15 protein-coding genes are annotated in these 16,474 nt (G+C 63.4%); 9 read left to right on the top strand and 6 right to left on the bottom strand.

Annotated elements, in window-relative coordinates; genetic code table 11:
* Positions 1–64: 64 nt before the first annotated feature.
* From AC50X5_RS07465 to AC50X5_RS07455, 3 genes are read right to left on the bottom strand one after another with little or no spacing between them, the layout of a single operon-like run.
* Positions 65–970 (bottom strand): carbohydrate ABC transporter permease, encoded by a 906-nt coding sequence (locus AC50X5_RS07465; RefSeq protein ID WP_493983703.1) that lies wholly within the window; start codon positions 968–970, stop codon positions 65–67.
* Positions 971–980: 10 nt separating this feature from the next.
* Positions 981–1,928, bottom strand: coding sequence for a carbohydrate ABC transporter permease (locus tag AC50X5_RS07460; RefSeq protein WP_494975473.1), 948 nt, complete (start codon positions 1,926–1,928; stop codon positions 981–983).
* Positions 1,929–1,971: 43 nt separating this feature from the next.
* Positions 1,972–3,276, bottom strand: coding sequence for an ABC transporter substrate-binding protein (locus AC50X5_RS07455; RefSeq protein ID WP_494975472.1), 1,305 nt, complete (start codon positions 3,274–3,276; stop codon positions 1,972–1,974).
* Positions 3,277–3,549: 273 nt separating this feature from the next.
* Here AC50X5_RS07455 and AC50X5_RS07450 point away from each other — a divergent pair, with 273 nt between their 5' ends.
* From AC50X5_RS07450 to AC50X5_RS07435, 4 genes are all read left to right on the top strand, one after another.
* Positions 3,550–4,488, top strand: a complete 939-nt coding sequence (locus tag AC50X5_RS07450) for a DUF6807 family protein (RefSeq protein ID WP_494975471.1) — start codon at positions 3,550–3,552, stop codon at positions 4,486–4,488.
* Positions 4,485–6,062 (top strand): glycoside hydrolase family 43 protein, encoded by a 1,578-nt coding sequence (locus AC50X5_RS07445; RefSeq protein WP_494975470.1) that lies wholly within the window; start codon positions 4,485–4,487, stop codon positions 6,060–6,062. Before AC50X5_RS07450 ends, AC50X5_RS07445 begins: the two co-directional genes overlap by 4 nt.
* 47 nt (positions 6,063–6,109) lie before the next feature.
* Positions 6,110–7,093, top strand: a complete 984-nt coding sequence (locus tag AC50X5_RS07440) for a LacI family DNA-binding transcriptional regulator (RefSeq protein WP_494975469.1) — start codon at positions 6,110–6,112, stop codon at positions 7,091–7,093.
* A gap of 180 nt (positions 7,094–7,273) precedes the next feature.
* Complete coding sequence (locus AC50X5_RS07435; RefSeq protein WP_494975468.1) at positions 7,274–7,597, top strand: GNAT family N-acetyltransferase; 324 nt, start codon at positions 7,274–7,276, stop codon at positions 7,595–7,597.
* Positions 7,598–7,701: 104 nt separating this feature from the next.
* Here the strand turns inward: AC50X5_RS07435 and AC50X5_RS07430 are convergent, their stop codons facing one another.
* The gene (locus tag AC50X5_RS07430; RefSeq protein ID WP_494975467.1) at positions 7,702–8,085 is read right to left on the bottom strand and encodes a hypothetical protein; all 384 of its coding nucleotides are present in this window, start codon (positions 8,083–8,085) and stop codon (positions 7,702–7,704) included.
* A 383-nt stretch (positions 8,086–8,468) separates the two neighbouring features.
* Between AC50X5_RS07430 and AC50X5_RS07425 the strand changes: the two genes are divergently transcribed.
* Genes AC50X5_RS07425 through AC50X5_RS07405 form a run of 5 tightly spaced genes read left to right on the top strand, consistent with a single transcriptional unit; the run spans position 8,469 to position 14,667 of the window.
* Positions 8,469–10,049, top strand: coding sequence for a pyridoxal phosphate-dependent decarboxylase family protein (locus tag AC50X5_RS07425; protein WP_494976061.1), 1,581 nt, complete (start codon positions 8,469–8,471; stop codon positions 10,047–10,049).
* Positions 10,046–11,443 (top strand): lysine N(6)-hydroxylase/L-ornithine N(5)-oxygenase family protein, encoded by a 1,398-nt coding sequence (locus AC50X5_RS07420; protein WP_494975466.1) that lies wholly within the window; start codon positions 10,046–10,048, stop codon positions 11,441–11,443. Before AC50X5_RS07425 ends, AC50X5_RS07420 begins: the two co-directional genes overlap by 4 nt.
* Positions 11,440–12,000: a GNAT family N-acetyltransferase gene (locus AC50X5_RS07415; RefSeq protein ID WP_494975465.1), complete on the top strand. Its 561-nt coding sequence runs from the start codon at positions 11,440–11,442 to the stop codon at positions 11,998–12,000. The genes AC50X5_RS07420 and AC50X5_RS07415 overlap by 4 nt, the downstream gene beginning before the upstream one ends.
* Positions 11,997–13,889 (top strand): IucA/IucC family protein, encoded by a 1,893-nt coding sequence (locus tag AC50X5_RS07410; RefSeq protein ID WP_494975464.1) that lies wholly within the window; start codon positions 11,997–11,999, stop codon positions 13,887–13,889. Before AC50X5_RS07415 ends, AC50X5_RS07410 begins: the two co-directional genes overlap by 4 nt.
* Before the next feature lie 16 nt (positions 13,890–13,905).
* The gene (locus AC50X5_RS07405; protein ID WP_494975463.1) at positions 13,906–14,667 is read left to right on the top strand and encodes an SDR family NAD(P)-dependent oxidoreductase; all 762 of its coding nucleotides are present in this window, start codon (positions 13,906–13,908) and stop codon (positions 14,665–14,667) included.
* 63 nt (positions 14,668–14,730) lie between these two features.
* Here AC50X5_RS07405 and AC50X5_RS07400 read toward each other — a convergent pair whose 3' ends face one another.
* Together AC50X5_RS07400 and AC50X5_RS07395 are read right to left on the bottom strand one after the other, a co-directional pair.
* Positions 14,731–15,345, bottom strand: coding sequence for an NADPH-dependent FMN reductase (locus AC50X5_RS07400; RefSeq protein ID WP_494975462.1), 615 nt, complete (start codon positions 15,343–15,345; stop codon positions 14,731–14,733).
* A 172-nt stretch (positions 15,346–15,517) separates the two neighbouring features.
* Positions 15,518–16,294: an ANTAR domain-containing protein gene (locus AC50X5_RS07395; RefSeq protein ID WP_494975461.1), complete on the bottom strand. Its 777-nt coding sequence runs from the start codon at positions 16,292–16,294 to the stop codon at positions 15,518–15,520.
* Positions 16,295–16,474: the final 180 nt, after the last annotated feature.

Below are 16,474 nucleotides of genomic sequence, written 5' to 3'. Positions count from 1 at the left end.
CCTTTGTTTTGTTTATTTTGGATCTAGGGGTTGTTTGAGGCCGTTGCCCGGTAAGAGAGGCGGCCTACTTCAGGCCGGTGGTGGCGATGCCGTTGATGAGGTATTTCTGGCCGGCGATGAAGAATCCGATGATCGGCGCAATGGACACCACAGACATGGCGAACATGGGCCCCCACATGCTCTGGCCCTCTGAGTCCATGAACGCCCGAAGTGCCAGCGGGACGGTGTACAGGTCCTGGTTCTGGATGTAGAGGAGTGGGCCGAAGAACTCGTTCCAGGTCGAGATGAAAGTGAAGATCGCTGTGGTGGCCATGGCCGGGACGCACAGCGGCATGATGACGCGGAGGAATGTCCGGAAGGGTCCGCAACCGTCGATCTGGGCGGCGTCATCCAGTTCCTGGGGCAGGGCCTTCATGAACTGGACCATCAGGAAGATGAAGAACGCGTTGGTAGCCATGAAGTTTGGCACGATCAGCGGCAGGTAGGTATCCAACCATCCCAGCTGCGAGAAGATGATGTACTGCGGCACCAAAAGCACGTGGCCCGGCAGCATCAGGGTGCCCAGCATCAGCGCGAAGAACAGCTTCCGGCCAGTGAACTCCATCCGGGCAAAGGCGTAGGCGGCCAGGGCACAGGAGAAGATGTTGCCCACAATGGAAAACACCACAATGATCATCGAGTTGATCAGGTACACATGGAACGGCTGGTCCAGCGCCGTCCAGCCCTGTTCGTAGTTGCTGAAATCCCAGTTTTCAGGCCACAGCCCCAGCTGCCGGAAAATGTCATTGCTGGGCTTCAAGGAGCTGGAGACCAGCCACAGCAGCGGGTACAGCATCACCAGGCCCACCAGGCACAGAATCAGGTGGCGGGAAAAGCGGGTCCCCGGCGTGCCGGTCAGGGCATCTTCCGGTGCCGCCTCCTTGGCGGGCTTGACCTGCTTGGGCTTGAGGGATTGTTCGAGGAGAGCCATTGCGGTTGCCTTAATTGTCGTAGAAGACCCAGAACTTGGACGCGATGAAGTTGATGGCGGTGAAGATCGCAATGATCATCAGCAACAGCCAGGCCATGGCGGAGGCGTACCCCATCTCGAACTCCGTGAAGCCCTTCTGGTACAGGTAGAGGTTGTAGAAGAGGGTTGAATCCGCCGGACCGCCGGTACCTCCGCTCATGACATAGCCCTGCGTAAAGGTCTGGAAGGACCCGATGAGCTGCATGATCAGGTTGAAGAAGATGATGGGGCTGATGAGCGGCAAGGTGATGCTGCGGAACTGCCGCCACTTGGATGCCCCGTCAATGGAGGCCGCCTCGTAATACATGGTGGGGACCTGGCGGAGGCCGGCCAGGAAGATCACCATGGGCGAACCGAAAGTCCACACATTCAGCACAATGAGCGTGCTGAGGGCGAACTCCGGGTCCGTGACCCAGGCAGGCCCCTGTATACCGAACAGGCCCAGGAAGCTGTTGACGATTCCGTCGTTGCCGAAGATGTAGCGCCACAGCATCACGATCGCTACGCTGCCGCCCAGCAGGGACGGCAGGTAATAGACGGAGCGGTAAATCGCCAGGCCCTGGAGTCCCCTGTTCAGGATCAGTGCCACAAGCAGTGCAGTGGCCAGCGAGATCGGCACGGACACGAAGGTGTAGATGAACGTGACCTTCAAGGACTGCAGGAGACGTGGGTCCTCGAACATCGCCTGGAAGTTCGCCAGCCCTATGAAGTTGGGTTCGGTGAACAGGTTGTAGTCCGTGAACGCCAGGTACAGCGAAGCAAAGAACGGAATGATGGTGAACAGCATGCCCAGGAACCACGGCAGCAGGAACAGGTAGCCGGAGCGCTGGTTCTTTCGCCGGGGTGGCCGACGCCGGGACGCACCGCTTGCGGGGGAGCCCAGGGCCGGGCCCGGGGCTTGTTTGGTCAGCACGGACATGCGTCAGGCTCCTGTCTGCGTTGTGGCTGGACGTCCGGCGGCACTACTTGTTGATTGCTGCATTGCTCTTCTCGAGGAAGGTCTTGGCAGCGTCAGCCGGTGTGATGCGGCCGAATTCCACTTCAGTGGCCAGCTGCTTGAGGGTGTCCGCCACCACGCTGGCGCCTTTGGGGTAAACGTAGGCTGCAGGCAGTTCGTCTTCCTGGATGGCTGCCATGAGGTCAACAAATTTCTTGTCATCCTCGCTGAGCTTGGACTCGATGGATTCAGCTACCTCGGGGTTGATGGGCACGCCTCGCTGGGTGAGGGTGTGAGCCGCGCCGTCGCTGTCGTTGGTCAGGAAGTCCAACAGTTTTGCAGCTTCCTTGGGGTGCTTGGACTTGGCTGCGATGGACCAGAGCATGGTGGGATCAGCAGAGTAACCGCGGCGCTCGCCGGAGGTTTCTCCGGGGATGCGCAGGAGGACTACCTCGCCCTCCACGGCATCGTTGTAGCCGCGGTAGTTGTTGATGGGGATGATCTGTGAGGCAACTGTGCCCTTCGCCAGGTAGGACTGGGCGGGGGAGCCGCCAATCTGCTCGAAGAAACCGGCCGGCGGGTAGCCGCCGGCATTGCGGAGTTCAATGCTGTACTGGAACCAGTCGCGGATAGTCTCCTCGCTGACGCCCAGCTTGTTGTCCTTGGTATAGAAGTCCTCGCCACGTTGCCTGGCCAGCATGATGGGGCCGGTTTCGGTGGCGACGTCGAAGCCGGCACCATAGACCTTCCCTCCGGTCTTCTGAGTGATCTCAGTGGCGAACTTGGCGTAGTCCTCCCAGCTCCACGTCTTGTCGTCCGGAATGGTCACACCGGCCTGGTCCGTGATGGTCTTGTTCACCACCATGCCGATGGTGGTGACGCCGGTGGCCAGGCCGTAGAGCTTTCCATCGACGGTTCCACGGCTGAGTACCGTCTCCGGAATGGCGTCCAGCTTGAGTTCCGGCAGGCTCTTCAAATCCGCCAGAGTGCCGCGCTGGGCGTACTCAAGGAGGCTGCGGTTCGCCATGGCCAGGACATCAGGCGGGTTGCCGCCGGCGAAGCGGGTGGCCAGTTTGTCTGCGTAGGGGCCACTGTCCTGGTATTCGGTTTTGACGGTGATGCCCGGGTTTTTTTCCTCGAAGATCCGCAAAGCCTCCTCAGTGACTTTTGCCCGGTTGGCATCCCCCCAAAACACGAAGTTGAGTTCGACGGGACCGCTCGCGGCCGGTGCGGAGCCTCCCCCGCAGCCACTCAAAGCGAGCCCGGCCAAGGTCACGGCCCCGCCGAGGAAGAGCCTTCGCGGGATGGGGGTGCTAACTGTCTTCTTCATTGAATGACGCCTCTCAGGGGTGATGCGCTTGTAGGTTACTAAGCCAGAAACTTTCTGGGCCTGTTGCCACGATCCGCGGCCTGCATTTCTCATGCAGATGCTGAAGTCGTTCAGCGAGTAAACGATTTCTAGCAAGGAAACCTTGTGACTGTCAACACACTACCGAAAAACGCCCCCGAAGCTGCCAAGAAACTTTCTTTGCTACTTGCCGTTGGTTTTCTGGATGGTTATGCTGATCCTCACCAGCCAGCCACTGCAGTTCGAGGAGGAACCATGCCACGCAAAGACGCACGGGCGGTAGTAGCCTCCGCCCTGTCAGTGAAGGGGCAGCAGGTTGCCGCCCACCTGGACGGCATGCTGCAGCCTGCCGTCCATGCGCCGCGGCCCTACCTGCACCCGGTTTCATCCCTGGCCGGCGCCACCGTCACTGAAGTTGAACCTGCAGACCACAGGCACCATCTGGGCCTGTCCGTGGCGTTCGCGGACCTCAACGGCACAAACTTTTGGGGTGGATCCACCTATACCTCCAATGGGCCCGCCCTGCTGCCAAACCATGGAACCCAGGTGCCGTCGGGCTGGCAGTATGACGAGGGCTACGCGGCCGGCGAGGTGTCCTGGCGCTCTCCGGGCGGAGTCGAACTGGGCCGGGAGAGGAGAACCATCAGGGCCTCGGAGCACCCGGAGGAAGGAACCTGGAGCCTGACACTTGCCTCGGTGATGGTTCCGGGAGCCGGTGCGGACGCTTTGGAGGTGTCGTCGTCGGCCGCCAAGGGCAGGAAAGGTGCCGGCTATGGCGGAATCTTCTGGCGGTTCCCCCGGGGTTCCGGCGAGCCGCTGATCATCTCCGCGGACGGTCCCGGCGAAGCCGCCGCCCACGGCTCACGTTCTCCCTGGTTGTCCATCACCGTCTTCCTGGCCGGGAAGCAAGTCAGCATCCTGCTGGCGCAGGACACCGGGGTGGGTACGGAACCTGCCGTTGAACCGCTGCGCCGAGCCCGGTTCCCCTGGTTTATCCGCGCCGGCGATTACCTCGGCGCCGGACCGGCCGTCGCGTGGTCCGAGCCTGCCCGGGCAGATCACCTCCATCCCCTGCAACTCAGCCTCCATGCAGTGATTCACGACGGCCGGGTGGAAACTCCGGCCCGCGCCCTGGACCTGCTCCAGCACCACCCCGCATTCAACAGCACCGGCTCACCCGACAGGACACCATGACAACCCGGATCCCCACACCCGTCTACAGCAACCCGATCCTCAACGGCGACTGGCCTGACCCGGATGCGGTGCAGGTGGACGGCATGTATTACCTCATCGCCTCAAGCTTCAACCGGGTGCCCGGGCTTCCGGTACTGCGGTCCCGGAACCTCGTGGACTGGGAGCATGCGGGCCACGCACTCCGGGCCCTGCCGCAGGACAGCCACTACTCGCTGGTCCGGCATGGCTGCGGCGTGTGGGCGCCGGCGCTCCGGTACCACGAAGGGCGGTTTTGGATCTTCTACCCGGACCCGGACCACGGCATCTTCGTGTTGAGCGCCGAGAAGGCCGAGGGGCCCTGGACCGCCCCGCATCTGCTCTACCCCGGACGCGGGCTGATCGACCCCTGCCCGCTGTGGGATGACGACGGCCAGGCGTACCTGGTGCACGGCTGGGCGAAGAGCCGGATCGGCGTCAAGAATCGGCTTACCGTACACCGCATGAGCCCGGACGCGAGCCGCCTGCTGGATCACGGCACACACGTGATTAATGGCGAGGATTTGCCCGGCTTCACCACTCTCGAAGGCCCCAAGTTCTACAAGCGGGACGGGTGGTACTGGATCTTCGCCCCGGCCGGCGGGGTAGCCACGGGCTGGCAGTCTGTCTTCCGTTCCCGTTCACCGTTCGGCCCCTATGAGGAACGGCGGGTCCTGGAACAGGGTTCCACAGAGGTCAATGGCCCGCACCAGGGTGCGTGGGTCACCACTCCTGAGGGCCAGGATTGGTTCCTGCACTTCCAGGACCGCGGCCCCTACGGCAGGGTGGTCCACCTGCAGCCGATGGGCTGGGAGGCTGATGGCTGGCCGTGGATGGGTGACAGGGATCCCGACGGCGGCCCCGGAGTTCCGGTGCTCAGCCATCCCTATCCGGAAGGTACTTCACCGGACAACGTTGCGCCCCCCACCAGCGACCCCTTCGATTCCCCAGTGCTTGGCCCGCAATGGCACTGGCAGGCAAACCCGGACGAATCCTGGTCCTTTCACGACGGCCCCGGCCGCAGGGTCCTGGTGCCGCTGGCCAACGACCCAATCAACCTGCGCGAGCTGCCCAACGTCCTGGCACAGATCCTGCCGGGAACACCGTGCACTTTCAGCACCTCGCTGGAACTGGACGACGTTCCGGTAGGCACCCGGGCCGGCGTCGTAGTCCTTGGCCTGGAGTACGCCTGGCTGGGAATTATCCGGACGGCAGACGGGTATGTCCTAGGCAGCGGCATCGGGGGAGAAGGCCCTCAGGAACAGAAGCCAGGACGCCAACTGCTGCTGGCCGGACCACGGATTGAGCTGCAGATCCGCACCGACGGAACGCCGCGCTCCACCTTCGCCTGGCGGGCCGGCGAGGGCGATCCCTGGGAAGTGCAGGGATGGAACTTCGAGGTCGCCAAGGGGCAGTGGATCGGCGCGGAACTGGGCCTGTTCGCCACCTCACCACTGGGATCCGAGGAAAAAGGCAGTGTTATCGTTGGTCCTGTGCGTCTGGATGTTGCACCGGTGCGCCGGGCTTCAGCCCCGCATCTTGCCGCCGCTTCGCTGTGATCGTGAGGACCCCGTTGACTGCCGCTCCACGCCCGAAGATTGCGGATGTGGCTGCAGTAGCGGGCGTCTCCGTCCCCACTGTGTCCAAAGTCCTCAATGGCCGGTCCCACGTTTCCGAAGCCACCCGCAACAAGGTGCGGAAGGCGCTGGCTGATCTGGACTACAGCAAGCGGAACGCCCCCGCGCAACAGCCCGGGCTCTTGCAGCTGGTAGTTAACAACTTTGACTCGCCCTGGGTGCTGGCCACGATGGAAGGCGTCGAGACCGCCGCGGCCAGACTCGGCTACACCATGGTCTACACCAGGGCGGAGCACGCTACCCCGGACAGCTGGCGGAAACTGCGCGAATCCCCAGGCAACCGGCTCGACGGCGTGATCCTGTTGGCGCCCCGGCGGAAATCCAAGCTGGTAGCCTCGCTGCGGAGCCTGAACATCCCGGCTGTTGCCATCGACCCCGAAGGCACCGAAGGCCTGGCCATCCCCAGCGTCAGCCCGGCGTCGTTCTCCGGCGCCCTGGCGGCAGTGGGCCATCTGTTGGCCCAGGGCCACCGGCGCATCGGTATCATCACCGGCCGCAAGCATAGTCCCGGCCATGGTCGCGCCCGTTACGCGGCGTACGCCGCGGCCCTCCACGAAGCCGGCCTGCCGGTGCTGCCCGAACTGGTGCGGGATGGGGATTTCAGTATTGAATCGGGTATCCGTCATGGCGGGGACCTCCTGGATCTCGCAGAGCCGCCAACCGCTATCTTTACCGGAAGCGACCTCCAGGCGCTGGGTGTCATGAACGCCGCCACCCAGCGCTCGCTGAAAATTCCTGAACAGCTCAGCGTGGTGGGCTTTGACGACATTGCCCAAGCGGCCCTGATGTCGCCGCCGCTGACCACCGTCCGGCAGCCGTTGGCCCAGCTTGCCTCGATGGCCGTGGGAATCCTGGCCGATCAGCAGGAGCACCGGGACATTCCCGGCGCATTGGAAGTGGCCACTGAACTGGTCATCAGGGGCACAACTGCCCCGCCTGCCGCCTTGTCCTGAGCGCACTGAAGTCCTCTTCTTGTCTCCCGCGGCAGCGATCTTCGGCCGTCCGGGGGAATGTCCGACGGCGCCGGGCTACCTCCGGGCAGGGCGCCGGCCATTGTGGTCACCGCCGCCGTGGTGGTTTTCCTCGATCAGTGGAGCATTGCCACCTGCCCCAAGTAGTGCCAGTCTCGAAGGATGACTGAGAACACGGAGATGGAGCAGGACGCGTTCCGCGCCGACGTCACCACCGTCCGCAACGATGCCCAGCACCGTTATGAGCTGTTGGTGGGCGGAAAAGTGGCGGTGCAGACGCATTTCGTGGAACTTCCCGGCCACATAGACTTCACCCACACAGAATCGGATGACGAGTTCCGGGGTCGGGGCTATGCCGGCGTGCTGGCGCATTTCGCGCTGGATGATGTTGTGGCCTCGGGCAAGCGGATCATTCCGCATTGCCCGTTCATCGCGGGGTACCTCCGCAAGCACACAGACTACGAGCAGTGCGTCGACTGGCCCTGATGCCGTAGTTTCACCTGCCCCACCTGCCGCCGGCTTGGGCGGCGAACGTCTTTGCATGCTCGAAAGGCCCTGCGGCAAGGTTCACATAGAGCTCGACGCCGGAACTAACCGAGTGTGTCGCGGCGCCTTTGCCACTGGTTGGCATGCCAAAAGAGCAAACAGGCAAGGGTGGCAAGCCCCGCAATCACCGCCCAGGGCGCGAAAGTCATCATCATGTAGGTGAACTGGGACGCGGGTCCAGGAGGACCGATAAAACCCGTCGTTGACTCCATAAAGAACCACAGGCCACACCCCAGCAGGAGTGCCGCCAGTAGCCAGAGAATGACGATAAACGGGTTGATCCGCGGGAATGCAGAGCTGGAACCGGCGTCTTCGCCCACGGATTGGCCCCACGCAGCGAACTCGCGACTGCCGGATCCGGGTGCCGGGACGGGATTCCCGTTAGCATCGATCTCCCGGAAGTTGGAGATACCCTCGCGTTGATTCATCCTGGCCCCCTTATCCCGGCGCCCGGCCAGCGCCATTCCAACACCCTACAGCTGTGCTTCGGCTACCGACGGCGGACCGCCGGTGATTCATCCTGCCCCGGAAGCAATGAAGCGCACATTTTGGACCTTCCGGGCCGTTTGGGAAAGTCAATGACGCCCGTGCTGGCAATTAGGGCACAGAAGTTTGACTATAAGGGTTGCCTAAGTAAGTCTGTCCTTGCTACCCGTGCACCACACGCGTCAGAACAAAGGATGACCCCGTGACCCCACCGCCCCGCACCGAACAACCCCAGGCTTTTCCCACAGGTTCCGCCAGTAACCGCACAGGCACTGGCCCCGCCAATGACAACGACGCCGATGCGGGCTTTGGTGCCCGGGTCGAGCTGGCGCTCTCCGCCACGAACCACTTGTTCAACGCGCGCAATTCGCCCCGTTACGTTGCGCAGGTGCTGCAGGGCGTCAACGCCGTGGCTACCAAACTGGACAGGACCAGGCAGCCGTTCACAGGCATCGCACCCGCGCAGATGAAGGCGAGAATTGCCGCCGTCGATCTTGATCGTCCGCTGCCGGACACCGCCGCCGCGCTGGCCGAACTGGAAGACGTGTACCTCAAGGACGCCATCTACTTCCATGACGCCAAGTACGCCGCGCACCTCAATTGCCCCGTGGTCATTCCAGCGCTGGTGGGGGAGGCTGTGCTGTCGGCGGTGAACTCGTCGATGGACACGTGGGACCAGAGCGCCGGCGCCACCATGATCGAACGAAGGCTCATTAACTGGACAGCTGATCGGCTGGGCCTTGGCCCCGATGCAGACGGCGTCTTCACGTCCGGTGGCAGCCAGTCAAACTTCCAGGCCCTGCTGATCGCCCGCAACCACGCCGTGGCGGCCCTGCGGCGCGAGCCCGGGAACGAGCACCTCCGGCTCCCGCAGTTGCTGGAGCGTTTGCGGATCTTCACCTCCGCGGACAGCCACTTCAGCATCCAGAAGTCCGCGTCCATGCTGGGGATGGGCTACGACGCCGTGGTCCCGGTAGCGTGCACTGAGGACCGCCGGCTGGACCCGTCGGCGTTGGCTGAAGCGATGGCGCAAACGCACGACGCCGGGCTGCTGGCCATGGCGGTTGTGGCCACTGCCGGAACCACGGACTTCGGGGCCGTGGATCCGCTGGCGGACATGGCGGCCCTGGCCCGCGCCTACGGCGCCTGGTTCCATGTGGACGCGGCGTACGGCGGCGGGCTGATGGTGTCCAACCGCTACCGGCATCTGCTGGACGGGAGCCAGCTGGCCGATTCCGTCACCGTGGACTTCCATAAAACTTTCTTCCAACCCGTCAGCTCCAGCGCCCTGCTGGTCCGGGACCGGGCCATGCTGCAGCACGTCACGTACTACGCCGACTACCTCAACCCGGAGAGCGCCGTCCGCGCCGAAATCCCCAACCAGGTGGACAAGAGCATCCAGACCACCCGCCGCTTTGACGCCCTGAAGCTGTGGCTGACCCTGCGCATCATGGGCGCGGAATCAATCGGGGCATTGTTTGACGAGGCCATAGACCTGGCGGCCCGGGTGGGAACGGTGCTGGGTGCAGACGCGGACTTCGAGCTCGCCGCGGCGCCCCGGCTGAGTACGCTCGTCTTCCGCTACCGGCCGGTGGTGGACGGTTCCCGCCTCGGTGAGGACGGCAGCGACGTGCTGAACCCTGCCATCCGTGCGGCCGTGTTTGCCTCGGGCGAGGCAGTGGTGGCCGGAACTACGGTGGCGGGAAGGCATTACCTGAAATTCACGCTCCTCAATGCGGAGGCAACCCTGGGCGACATCCGCGAGATCATCGAGCTCCTCCGCTGCACCGGCGCTTCACTGCTGGCCACCACGCAGGAGAGCATTCCGCAGGGCGCTACCCGCCAGGCCTCCACTACCCAGACCTCCACTACCCAGACCTCCATGACCAGTGAGGACGCAGCATGAGCACGGAAATTGTTTACGACTTCGCCGGAATCGGCCTGGGACCCTTCAACCTCGGCCTCGCCGCCCTCAGCGAGCCCATCCCCGGCCTGAACAGCGTGTTCCTGGAACGCCGCGATTCCTTTGACTGGCATCCGGGCATGATGCTGGAGCCGGCCCACCTGCAGGTTCCGTTCATGGCAGACCTGGTGACCCTCGCGGACCCCACCTCGCCCTATTCCTTCCTCAACTTCCTCAAGCAGACCGGGCGCCTCTACCGCTTCTATATCCGCGAGAACTTCTATCCCCTGCGTGCCGAGTACAACCAGTACTGTCAGTGGGTTGCCGGACAGCTGCGCTCCGTCCGTTTTGGTTCCGACGTCACCGACGTGGCCTACGACGACGGGGTGTACCGGTTGACCGTCTCGTCCTCCACAGGCACCCAGGTACTTTCGGCCCGACGGCTGGTATTGGGGACGGGCACGTCACCGTATGTGCCCGAGGCCTGCGCCGGCATCGCGGATGGTGCCAGTGAGGGACTTGTCCTCCACAACGCCGACTATCTGTCGAGGAAGAGTGAACTGCAGGCCGCCCGCAGCATCACGATTGTGGGCAGCGGCCAGAGCGCCGCGGAGATTTACTACGAGCTGCTGCAGGACATCGACGTCTACGGGTACCAGCTGAACTGGGTCACCCGGTCCGGCAGGTTCTTTCCGCTGGAATACACCAAGCTGACCTTGGAGATGACGTCGCCGGAGTATGTGGACTACTTCCACAGCCTTCCATCCGAACAACGCGATGGCCTGATCAAGAGCCAGAAGAACCTCTACAAAGGCATCAATTCCGAGCTGATCGACGCCATTTACGATCTCCTCTACACCAAGAACCTCTCCGGGATGGTGGACAGCCAACTGCTCACCCATTCGGCCCTGAATGACGCCAGCTGGGACGCGTCAACCGGCCTGCACACCCTCAAGCTGCGCCACGAAGAACACGGCAAGGACTACACGCTGGATAGTGAAGCCGTGGTGCTGGCTACGGGCTACGGCTACCGGGAACCGGCGTTCCTGGCCGGAATCCAGGACCGGATCGCCCGCGACCCCCGGGGCCGGTTCGACGTCGCCCGCAACTACTCCACAGGAGTGGAACCGGGCGAAATCTTCGTCCAGAACGCCGAGCTGCACACCCACGGCTTCGTCACCCCGGACCTGGGAATGGCCGCATACCGCAACTCCTGCATCCTCCGGGAGATCACGGGGCGCGAGGTTTATCCGGTGGAGCGGAGCATTGCCTTCCAGCAGTTCGGGGCACCCCAACAGCCGGATGGATCCGGAGCCTCGGGCGTTCCGGGAGCTTCCACCATTCCCGGAGCCTCCGGTGAATCGGCTGCTCCACACCTGGCGGAGGCGGCACATTGAGCTTCACCTTCCGCCCCGTGGATCCCATCCAGGATGCACCGCTCCTCCACAGCTGGGTGACGCAACCCTACGCTTCGTTCTGGGGCATGCTGTCCGTCACTGTCCAGGACGTTGTGGAGGAGTACTCAAGGATCCAGTCCAGTGGCCACCACCACGCGCTGCTGGGACTCGACGACGGCGTCCCCGCCTTCCTGATGGAGGAGTACGATCCCGCCGCCTCACCGCTGGCCGCCGTCTACGCGGTACATCCGGGCGATCGGGGAATGCACCTCCTGGTGTCCCCGCCGGCAACGGGTCCGCGGCCCGGCTACACCCGGGACGTGATGCGCTCGGTGGTCTCCCGCCTCTTCGAGAACCCTGGAACGGAACGCATTGTGGTGGAACCGGATGCCCGCAACCACAAGATCCAGGCCCTGAACAAACGGGTGGGTTTCAGGCCCAACGCCGTGGTGACCCTACCCGCCGTCGACCCTTCCGAAACCTTCAAGGAAGCGCTCCTGAGCTTCTGCACCCGTGCTGATTTCCTCCAAACCCTGACTGTAAGTGAGACCCGATGACCACCATTGTTGAAGACCCCACCAAGACTGCCGACGAGACCACCGGCGTCCAGCCGCCCGCCCGCACCAAAGCAACCGGATCCGTGGACCACCTCACGCCGGCCCGCTGGGCCGCCGCGAACAGGCACCTGGTCCGCAAGGCGCTTGCCGAGTTCTCACACGAACGGATACTGGTTCCGGAACTGCTCAAGGAAGCGGGCGGAGCGGGCGGCGGCCTGTACCGCGTGGTGAGCGACGACGCGGCAGTGGAGTACCGCTTCCAGGCCCGCGTGCTGGAGCTGGAGCACTGGAGTATTCCGGCAGAGTCCATCCTGCGGATCGAAGGGTCCGTGGAACTGCCTGTGGACGCCCTGGCCTTCATCACCGAATTCCGGGAACAGCTGGCCATCCGCGAGGAGATGCTGCCGGTCTACCTTGAGGAAATCAGCAGCACACTCTCCAGCCACGCCTACAAGCAGGGTTCCAGCACGGGCTCCGCAGAGCTCGTGGCGGGCATCTCCGGCGGCGCCGATGCCGCTGCCGACTTCCAGGCCATAGAGCGCAGCATGACCGAGGGGCATCCCTGCTTTGTGGCCAACAACGGCCGCCTGGGCTTCGGCATCACTGATTACCACGCCTTTGCACCCGAAACCGGGGCAGCAGTCCAGCTGGAGTGGATCGCGGTGCACCGGAGCAAGGCCGTCTTCACCTCCAGTGCCGGACTGGACTACAGGAGCCACTTCGAAGCCGAGCTGGGCGCGGACGTCCTGGCCTGCTTCGACGCCGAACTGGCAGAGGCCGGCGTGGATCCCCGCCAGTACCTGCTGATGCCGGTGCACCCGTGGCAGTGGGAGAACAAACTTACGGTGACGTTTGCCGCTGAGATCGCCCGGCGGCACATCGTGCACCTTGGTACCGGCGACGATGCCTACCAGGCGCAGCAGTCCATCAGGACCTTTTTTAACACAACCGAGCCACGGAAGGCCTATGTCAAGACCGCCATGTCGGTGCTGAATATGGGCTTTATGCGCGGCCTGTCGCCCCAGTACATGAAGGCCACCCCTGCGATCAACGACTGGCTGCAGGACCTCATCGGCCAGGACCGGGAACTCCAGGATCGCGGACTGGCGATGATCCGGGAGACGGCTGCGATCGGCTATCACAACCACTACTACGAGGCTGCGTCAGCCAAGGGCTCGGCCTACCGCAAAATGCTCTCCGCGCTGTGGAGGGAGAGTCCCCTTCCGCTGCTCGAAGACGGCCAGCAGCTCGCCACCATGGCGTCATTGCTGCACGTCGATTCCGAGGGCGTTTCCGTGGCGTCCCAGCTCATTGCACGTTCAGGGCTGGAGCCTGCCGCCTGGCTGCGCCGCTACTTGGAGGCCTACCTGGTGCCCCTGGTCCACTGCCTCTTCGAGTACGAGCTGGCCTTTATGCCGCATGGCGAGAACGTCATCCTGGTCCTTGAAAACGGTGTTCCGGTGCGGGCCATCATGAAAGACATCGCTGAGGAAATCGTGGTGATGGGAGACCGGCTGGAGCTGTCGGAGGACGTTTCCCGGATCAAGGCCGACATTCCTGCGGAAGAGATGGTGCTGGCCATCTTCACGGACGTCTTCGACTGCATCTTCCGCTTCCTGGCCGCAATTCTCGCGGAGGACGGCATCCTGGCCGAGACCGAATTCTGGAAGGTGACGGCCGCCGTCGTGCGTGAATACCAGCAGCGACACCCGGAGTTGGCGGATCAGTTCGCCATGCACGATCTTTTCGCCCCGGACTTTGAGCTCTCCTGCCTGAACCGCCTGCAGCTGCGCAACAACCAGCAGATGCTGGACCTCACGGATCCGTCCGGCGGGCTTCAGATGGCCGGCAGGCTGGTGAATCCGCTGGCCAGGTTCGCGGACCGGTAGCAGCTAGGCTGGCCGCATGACGCCATCTACACCTCACACCGCTCTCATCACGGGAGCCAGCGCCGGCCTCGGCGCGGAATTCGCGGGTCAGCTCGCGGCGGCTGGCTGGCACCTGGTGCTGGTGGCCAGGAACCGGGACCGGCTCGAATCCGTGGCCCGGGGACTGGAGTCCGAATACGGCACCACAACTGAGGTGCTTCCAGCGGACCTGACAGACGACGCCGGCCTGGCCGCCGTCGTCGAACGCATTACCGATCCCGCGCGGCCGGTGGAGATGCTGGTGAATAATGCGGGGATGGGCCTGCTGGGTCAGTTTGAAGACAACGCCGTGGACGCGGAACAGGACCTCCTCAGGCTGCATTGCAAGGCGGCGCTGGTGCTGAGTCATGCGGCGCTGCGGGGGATGGTGGCGCGCGGTTCGGGGCGGATCATCAACGTCGCCAGCGTGGCCGCCTTTACCCCCGGCGGCACCTATTCCGCCGCCAAAGCCTGGCTCCTGAGCTTCAGCCGCTCGGCCGCGGTGAGTTACCGTCGCCGCGGGGTGAAGGTCACGGCCGTCTGCCCGGGGCTGACACACACCGAGTTCCACCAGCGGATGGGCATGGATAAGTCAGTGGCACCGGGGTGGTTGTGGCTGAATGCCGAACGGGTGGTCCGCGAGGGCCTGGCGGACAACGCGCATGGCAGGGCCGTATCCATCCCTTCCAGGCGTTACAAGGTTCTGGTGGCCGGTGCCCGGCTGCTGCCGGACCGCGTGGTGGCGCTTGCCGTGCGCTGACCTACCAGGAGCACCATGGACGGTCCGGTGCCGGAGAGGAAGGCAACCCCCGCACTGTTCCTCCTAGCGCGACAGTTTGCTGGCGTCCGGTTCCATATCACCGATGTGCCCCGGCGCGTTGGCAGCCAGGACGCGGGCCACGAAGGCACCGTACTCGTCCATGTAGTGGCGGAGGAACTTTGCGGTGGACTCATCCTTAACTTCGCCGTCCTCACCGAACACGGCAGCGTCGTAGTGGACGTATGCCTCGGGCGCGTTCAGCTGAGGAGCGTCCAGGAAGCTGAGGACGCTGCGGAAGGAGGACTGCATCACAGCGGTGCCGATGCTGCCGGGAGAGGCGCCGATGATTCCGGTGGGTTTACGGGCGAAGGAATTCGAGCCCCAGGGGCGGGAGCCCCAGTCGATGGCGTTCTTGAGCGCACCCGGAATGGAACGGTTGTACTCCGGAGATACGAAGAGGATGCCGTCGGACGCTTCGATGGCTTCCTTGAGTGCGCGGCCTTCCGGAGGGAAGTCGGCGTCGTAGTCGTAGCTGTAGAGCGGGAGATTCCCAATGGGAATTTCGGTAAACTCGAGGCCCTCCGGGGCAAGCTTTATTAGCGCTCTTGAGAGGATGCGGTTTATGGAGCCAGTCGCCAGGCTCCCCACAAAATAGCCAATCTTGTACGTTGCTGCCATGAGCTCGATCCTTCCCGATGCCGGCCTGCCGGTAGTCAGGCCGGTTTGGCCGTGGATATTGCGGCGGGACTGGAACGCCCGCTAGAACAGTTCAACACAGATAAGTTTCCGCCGACAGAGGTAACTGGCGGGTTCCGGTGGCCTCTTGCTGCGCTGGCTGATCAGGTTCGGGTTATCCCTCGAAATGGGTGCTGGGAATTTCCTGACCGAGGGATTGCACCACAGCAGCGGCAACCGCGTTAAGTTTGATGTTCCGTCCGCTGGAAGCGGCTTTGAGGATAGTCATGGCTGTGTCGTGGCTGCACCTGTTCTGGGCCATGATGATGCCTGCAGCCACGTCGATGACTGTGCGGGAGTTCATGGCGGCCTTGAGGTGTTCACTGGTTTCAGTGGCCTTGGCAATCCGCACGGCCATGCGCAAAGCCTTCGATGCCTGGCGTGCGAGCAGTTCTGCTTCTGCAATGTCCTCCGCCGTGAAGTGTCCCGCTTCAGGTGCATACAGGTTCAATCCGCAATTAGCGTCGCCGTCGAGCGGGATAGGGACGCCAATTGCTGAGAGAATGCCGTGTCCAGCGATAGCCTCCGGGTACCGGCCGAACCTGGTTTCGGTGCGGAAGTCCCCGACCGTGTAGGTTCTTTCTTCCCGTGCGGCCCGCAGGCAGGGGCCGTCGTCGAACGCGTACTGAACTTCATCCAGCTTCTGCGCGTGTTCATTGTTACTGGCTACGGTAACTTTTGTTCGCGGCCGCAGGAGTGTCACCGCGGCGAGGACCTCAGCGTCAGGGGAAGAAAACCTTCCTGCTGCCAGTTTCGCCAGGTTCGTCAGGAATCCTTCGACGTCAGTACTCTCAAGGACCATGTCCTGCAGCATCCCCGGTACGGAGACATCAATATCAGCGTCAGCCCGGATATCAGCAGGGATATTAGCGCGTGTGTGGTTGTCAGACATACTCTTCCGGCTTTCAGCGATTCTCACCGTCGCGGTCGGGCCTGGAGGGCCCGGCAGTACCAGTGGAATCCCTGATCTGCTAGATGAGTAGGCTAATCCTAAACCCGACCCGCCGATCATTGAAGCTCCGGTCACTTTGCTGTTGACGTGCCCACCGCTGCGGTCTGTGCCGGTGAGGCA

This window comes from Pseudarthrobacter sp. MDT1-40-2 (assembly GCF_059383595.1).
The sequence above is the reverse complement of the archived record's forward strand: the minus strand, read 5'-3'. Positions and strand labels throughout refer to the sequence as shown.

Coding starts and splice junctions, on each gene's coding strand:
- AC50X5_RS07465 (WP_493983703.1), bottom strand. CDS start 970: ATGGCTCTCCTCGAACAATCCCTCAAGCCCAAGCAGGTCAAGCCCGCC.
- AC50X5_RS07455 (WP_494975472.1), bottom strand. CDS start 3,276: ATGAAGAAGACAGTTAGCACCCCCATCCCGCGAAGGCTCTTCCTCGGC.
- AC50X5_RS07410 (WP_494975464.1), top strand. CDS start 11,997: ATGACCACCATTGTTGAAGACCCCACCAAGACTGCCGACGAGACCACC.
- AC50X5_RS07430 (WP_494975467.1), bottom strand. CDS start 8,085: ATGAATCAACGCGAGGGTATCTCCAACTTCCGGGAGATCGATGCTAAC.
- AC50X5_RS07395 (WP_494975461.1), bottom strand. CDS start 16,294: ATGTCTGACAACCACACACGCGCTAATATCCCTGCTGATATCCGGGCT.
- AC50X5_RS07400 (WP_494975462.1), bottom strand. CDS start 15,345: ATGGCAGCAACGTACAAGATTGGCTATTTTGTGGGGAGCCTGGCGACT.
- AC50X5_RS07445 (WP_494975470.1), top strand. CDS start 4,485: ATGACAACCCGGATCCCCACACCCGTCTACAGCAACCCGATCCTCAAC.
- AC50X5_RS07450 (WP_494975471.1), top strand. CDS start 3,550: ATGCCACGCAAAGACGCACGGGCGGTAGTAGCCTCCGCCCTGTCAGTG.
- AC50X5_RS07420 (WP_494975466.1), top strand. CDS start 10,046: ATGAGCACGGAAATTGTTTACGACTTCGCCGGAATCGGCCTGGGACCC.
- AC50X5_RS07435 (WP_494975468.1), top strand. CDS start 7,274: ATGACTGAGAACACGGAGATGGAGCAGGACGCGTTCCGCGCCGACGTC.
- AC50X5_RS07405 (WP_494975463.1), top strand. CDS start 13,906: ATGACGCCATCTACACCTCACACCGCTCTCATCACGGGAGCCAGCGCC.
- AC50X5_RS07460 (WP_494975473.1), bottom strand. CDS start 1,928: ATGTCCGTGCTGACCAAACAAGCCCCGGGCCCGGCCCTGGGCTCCCCC.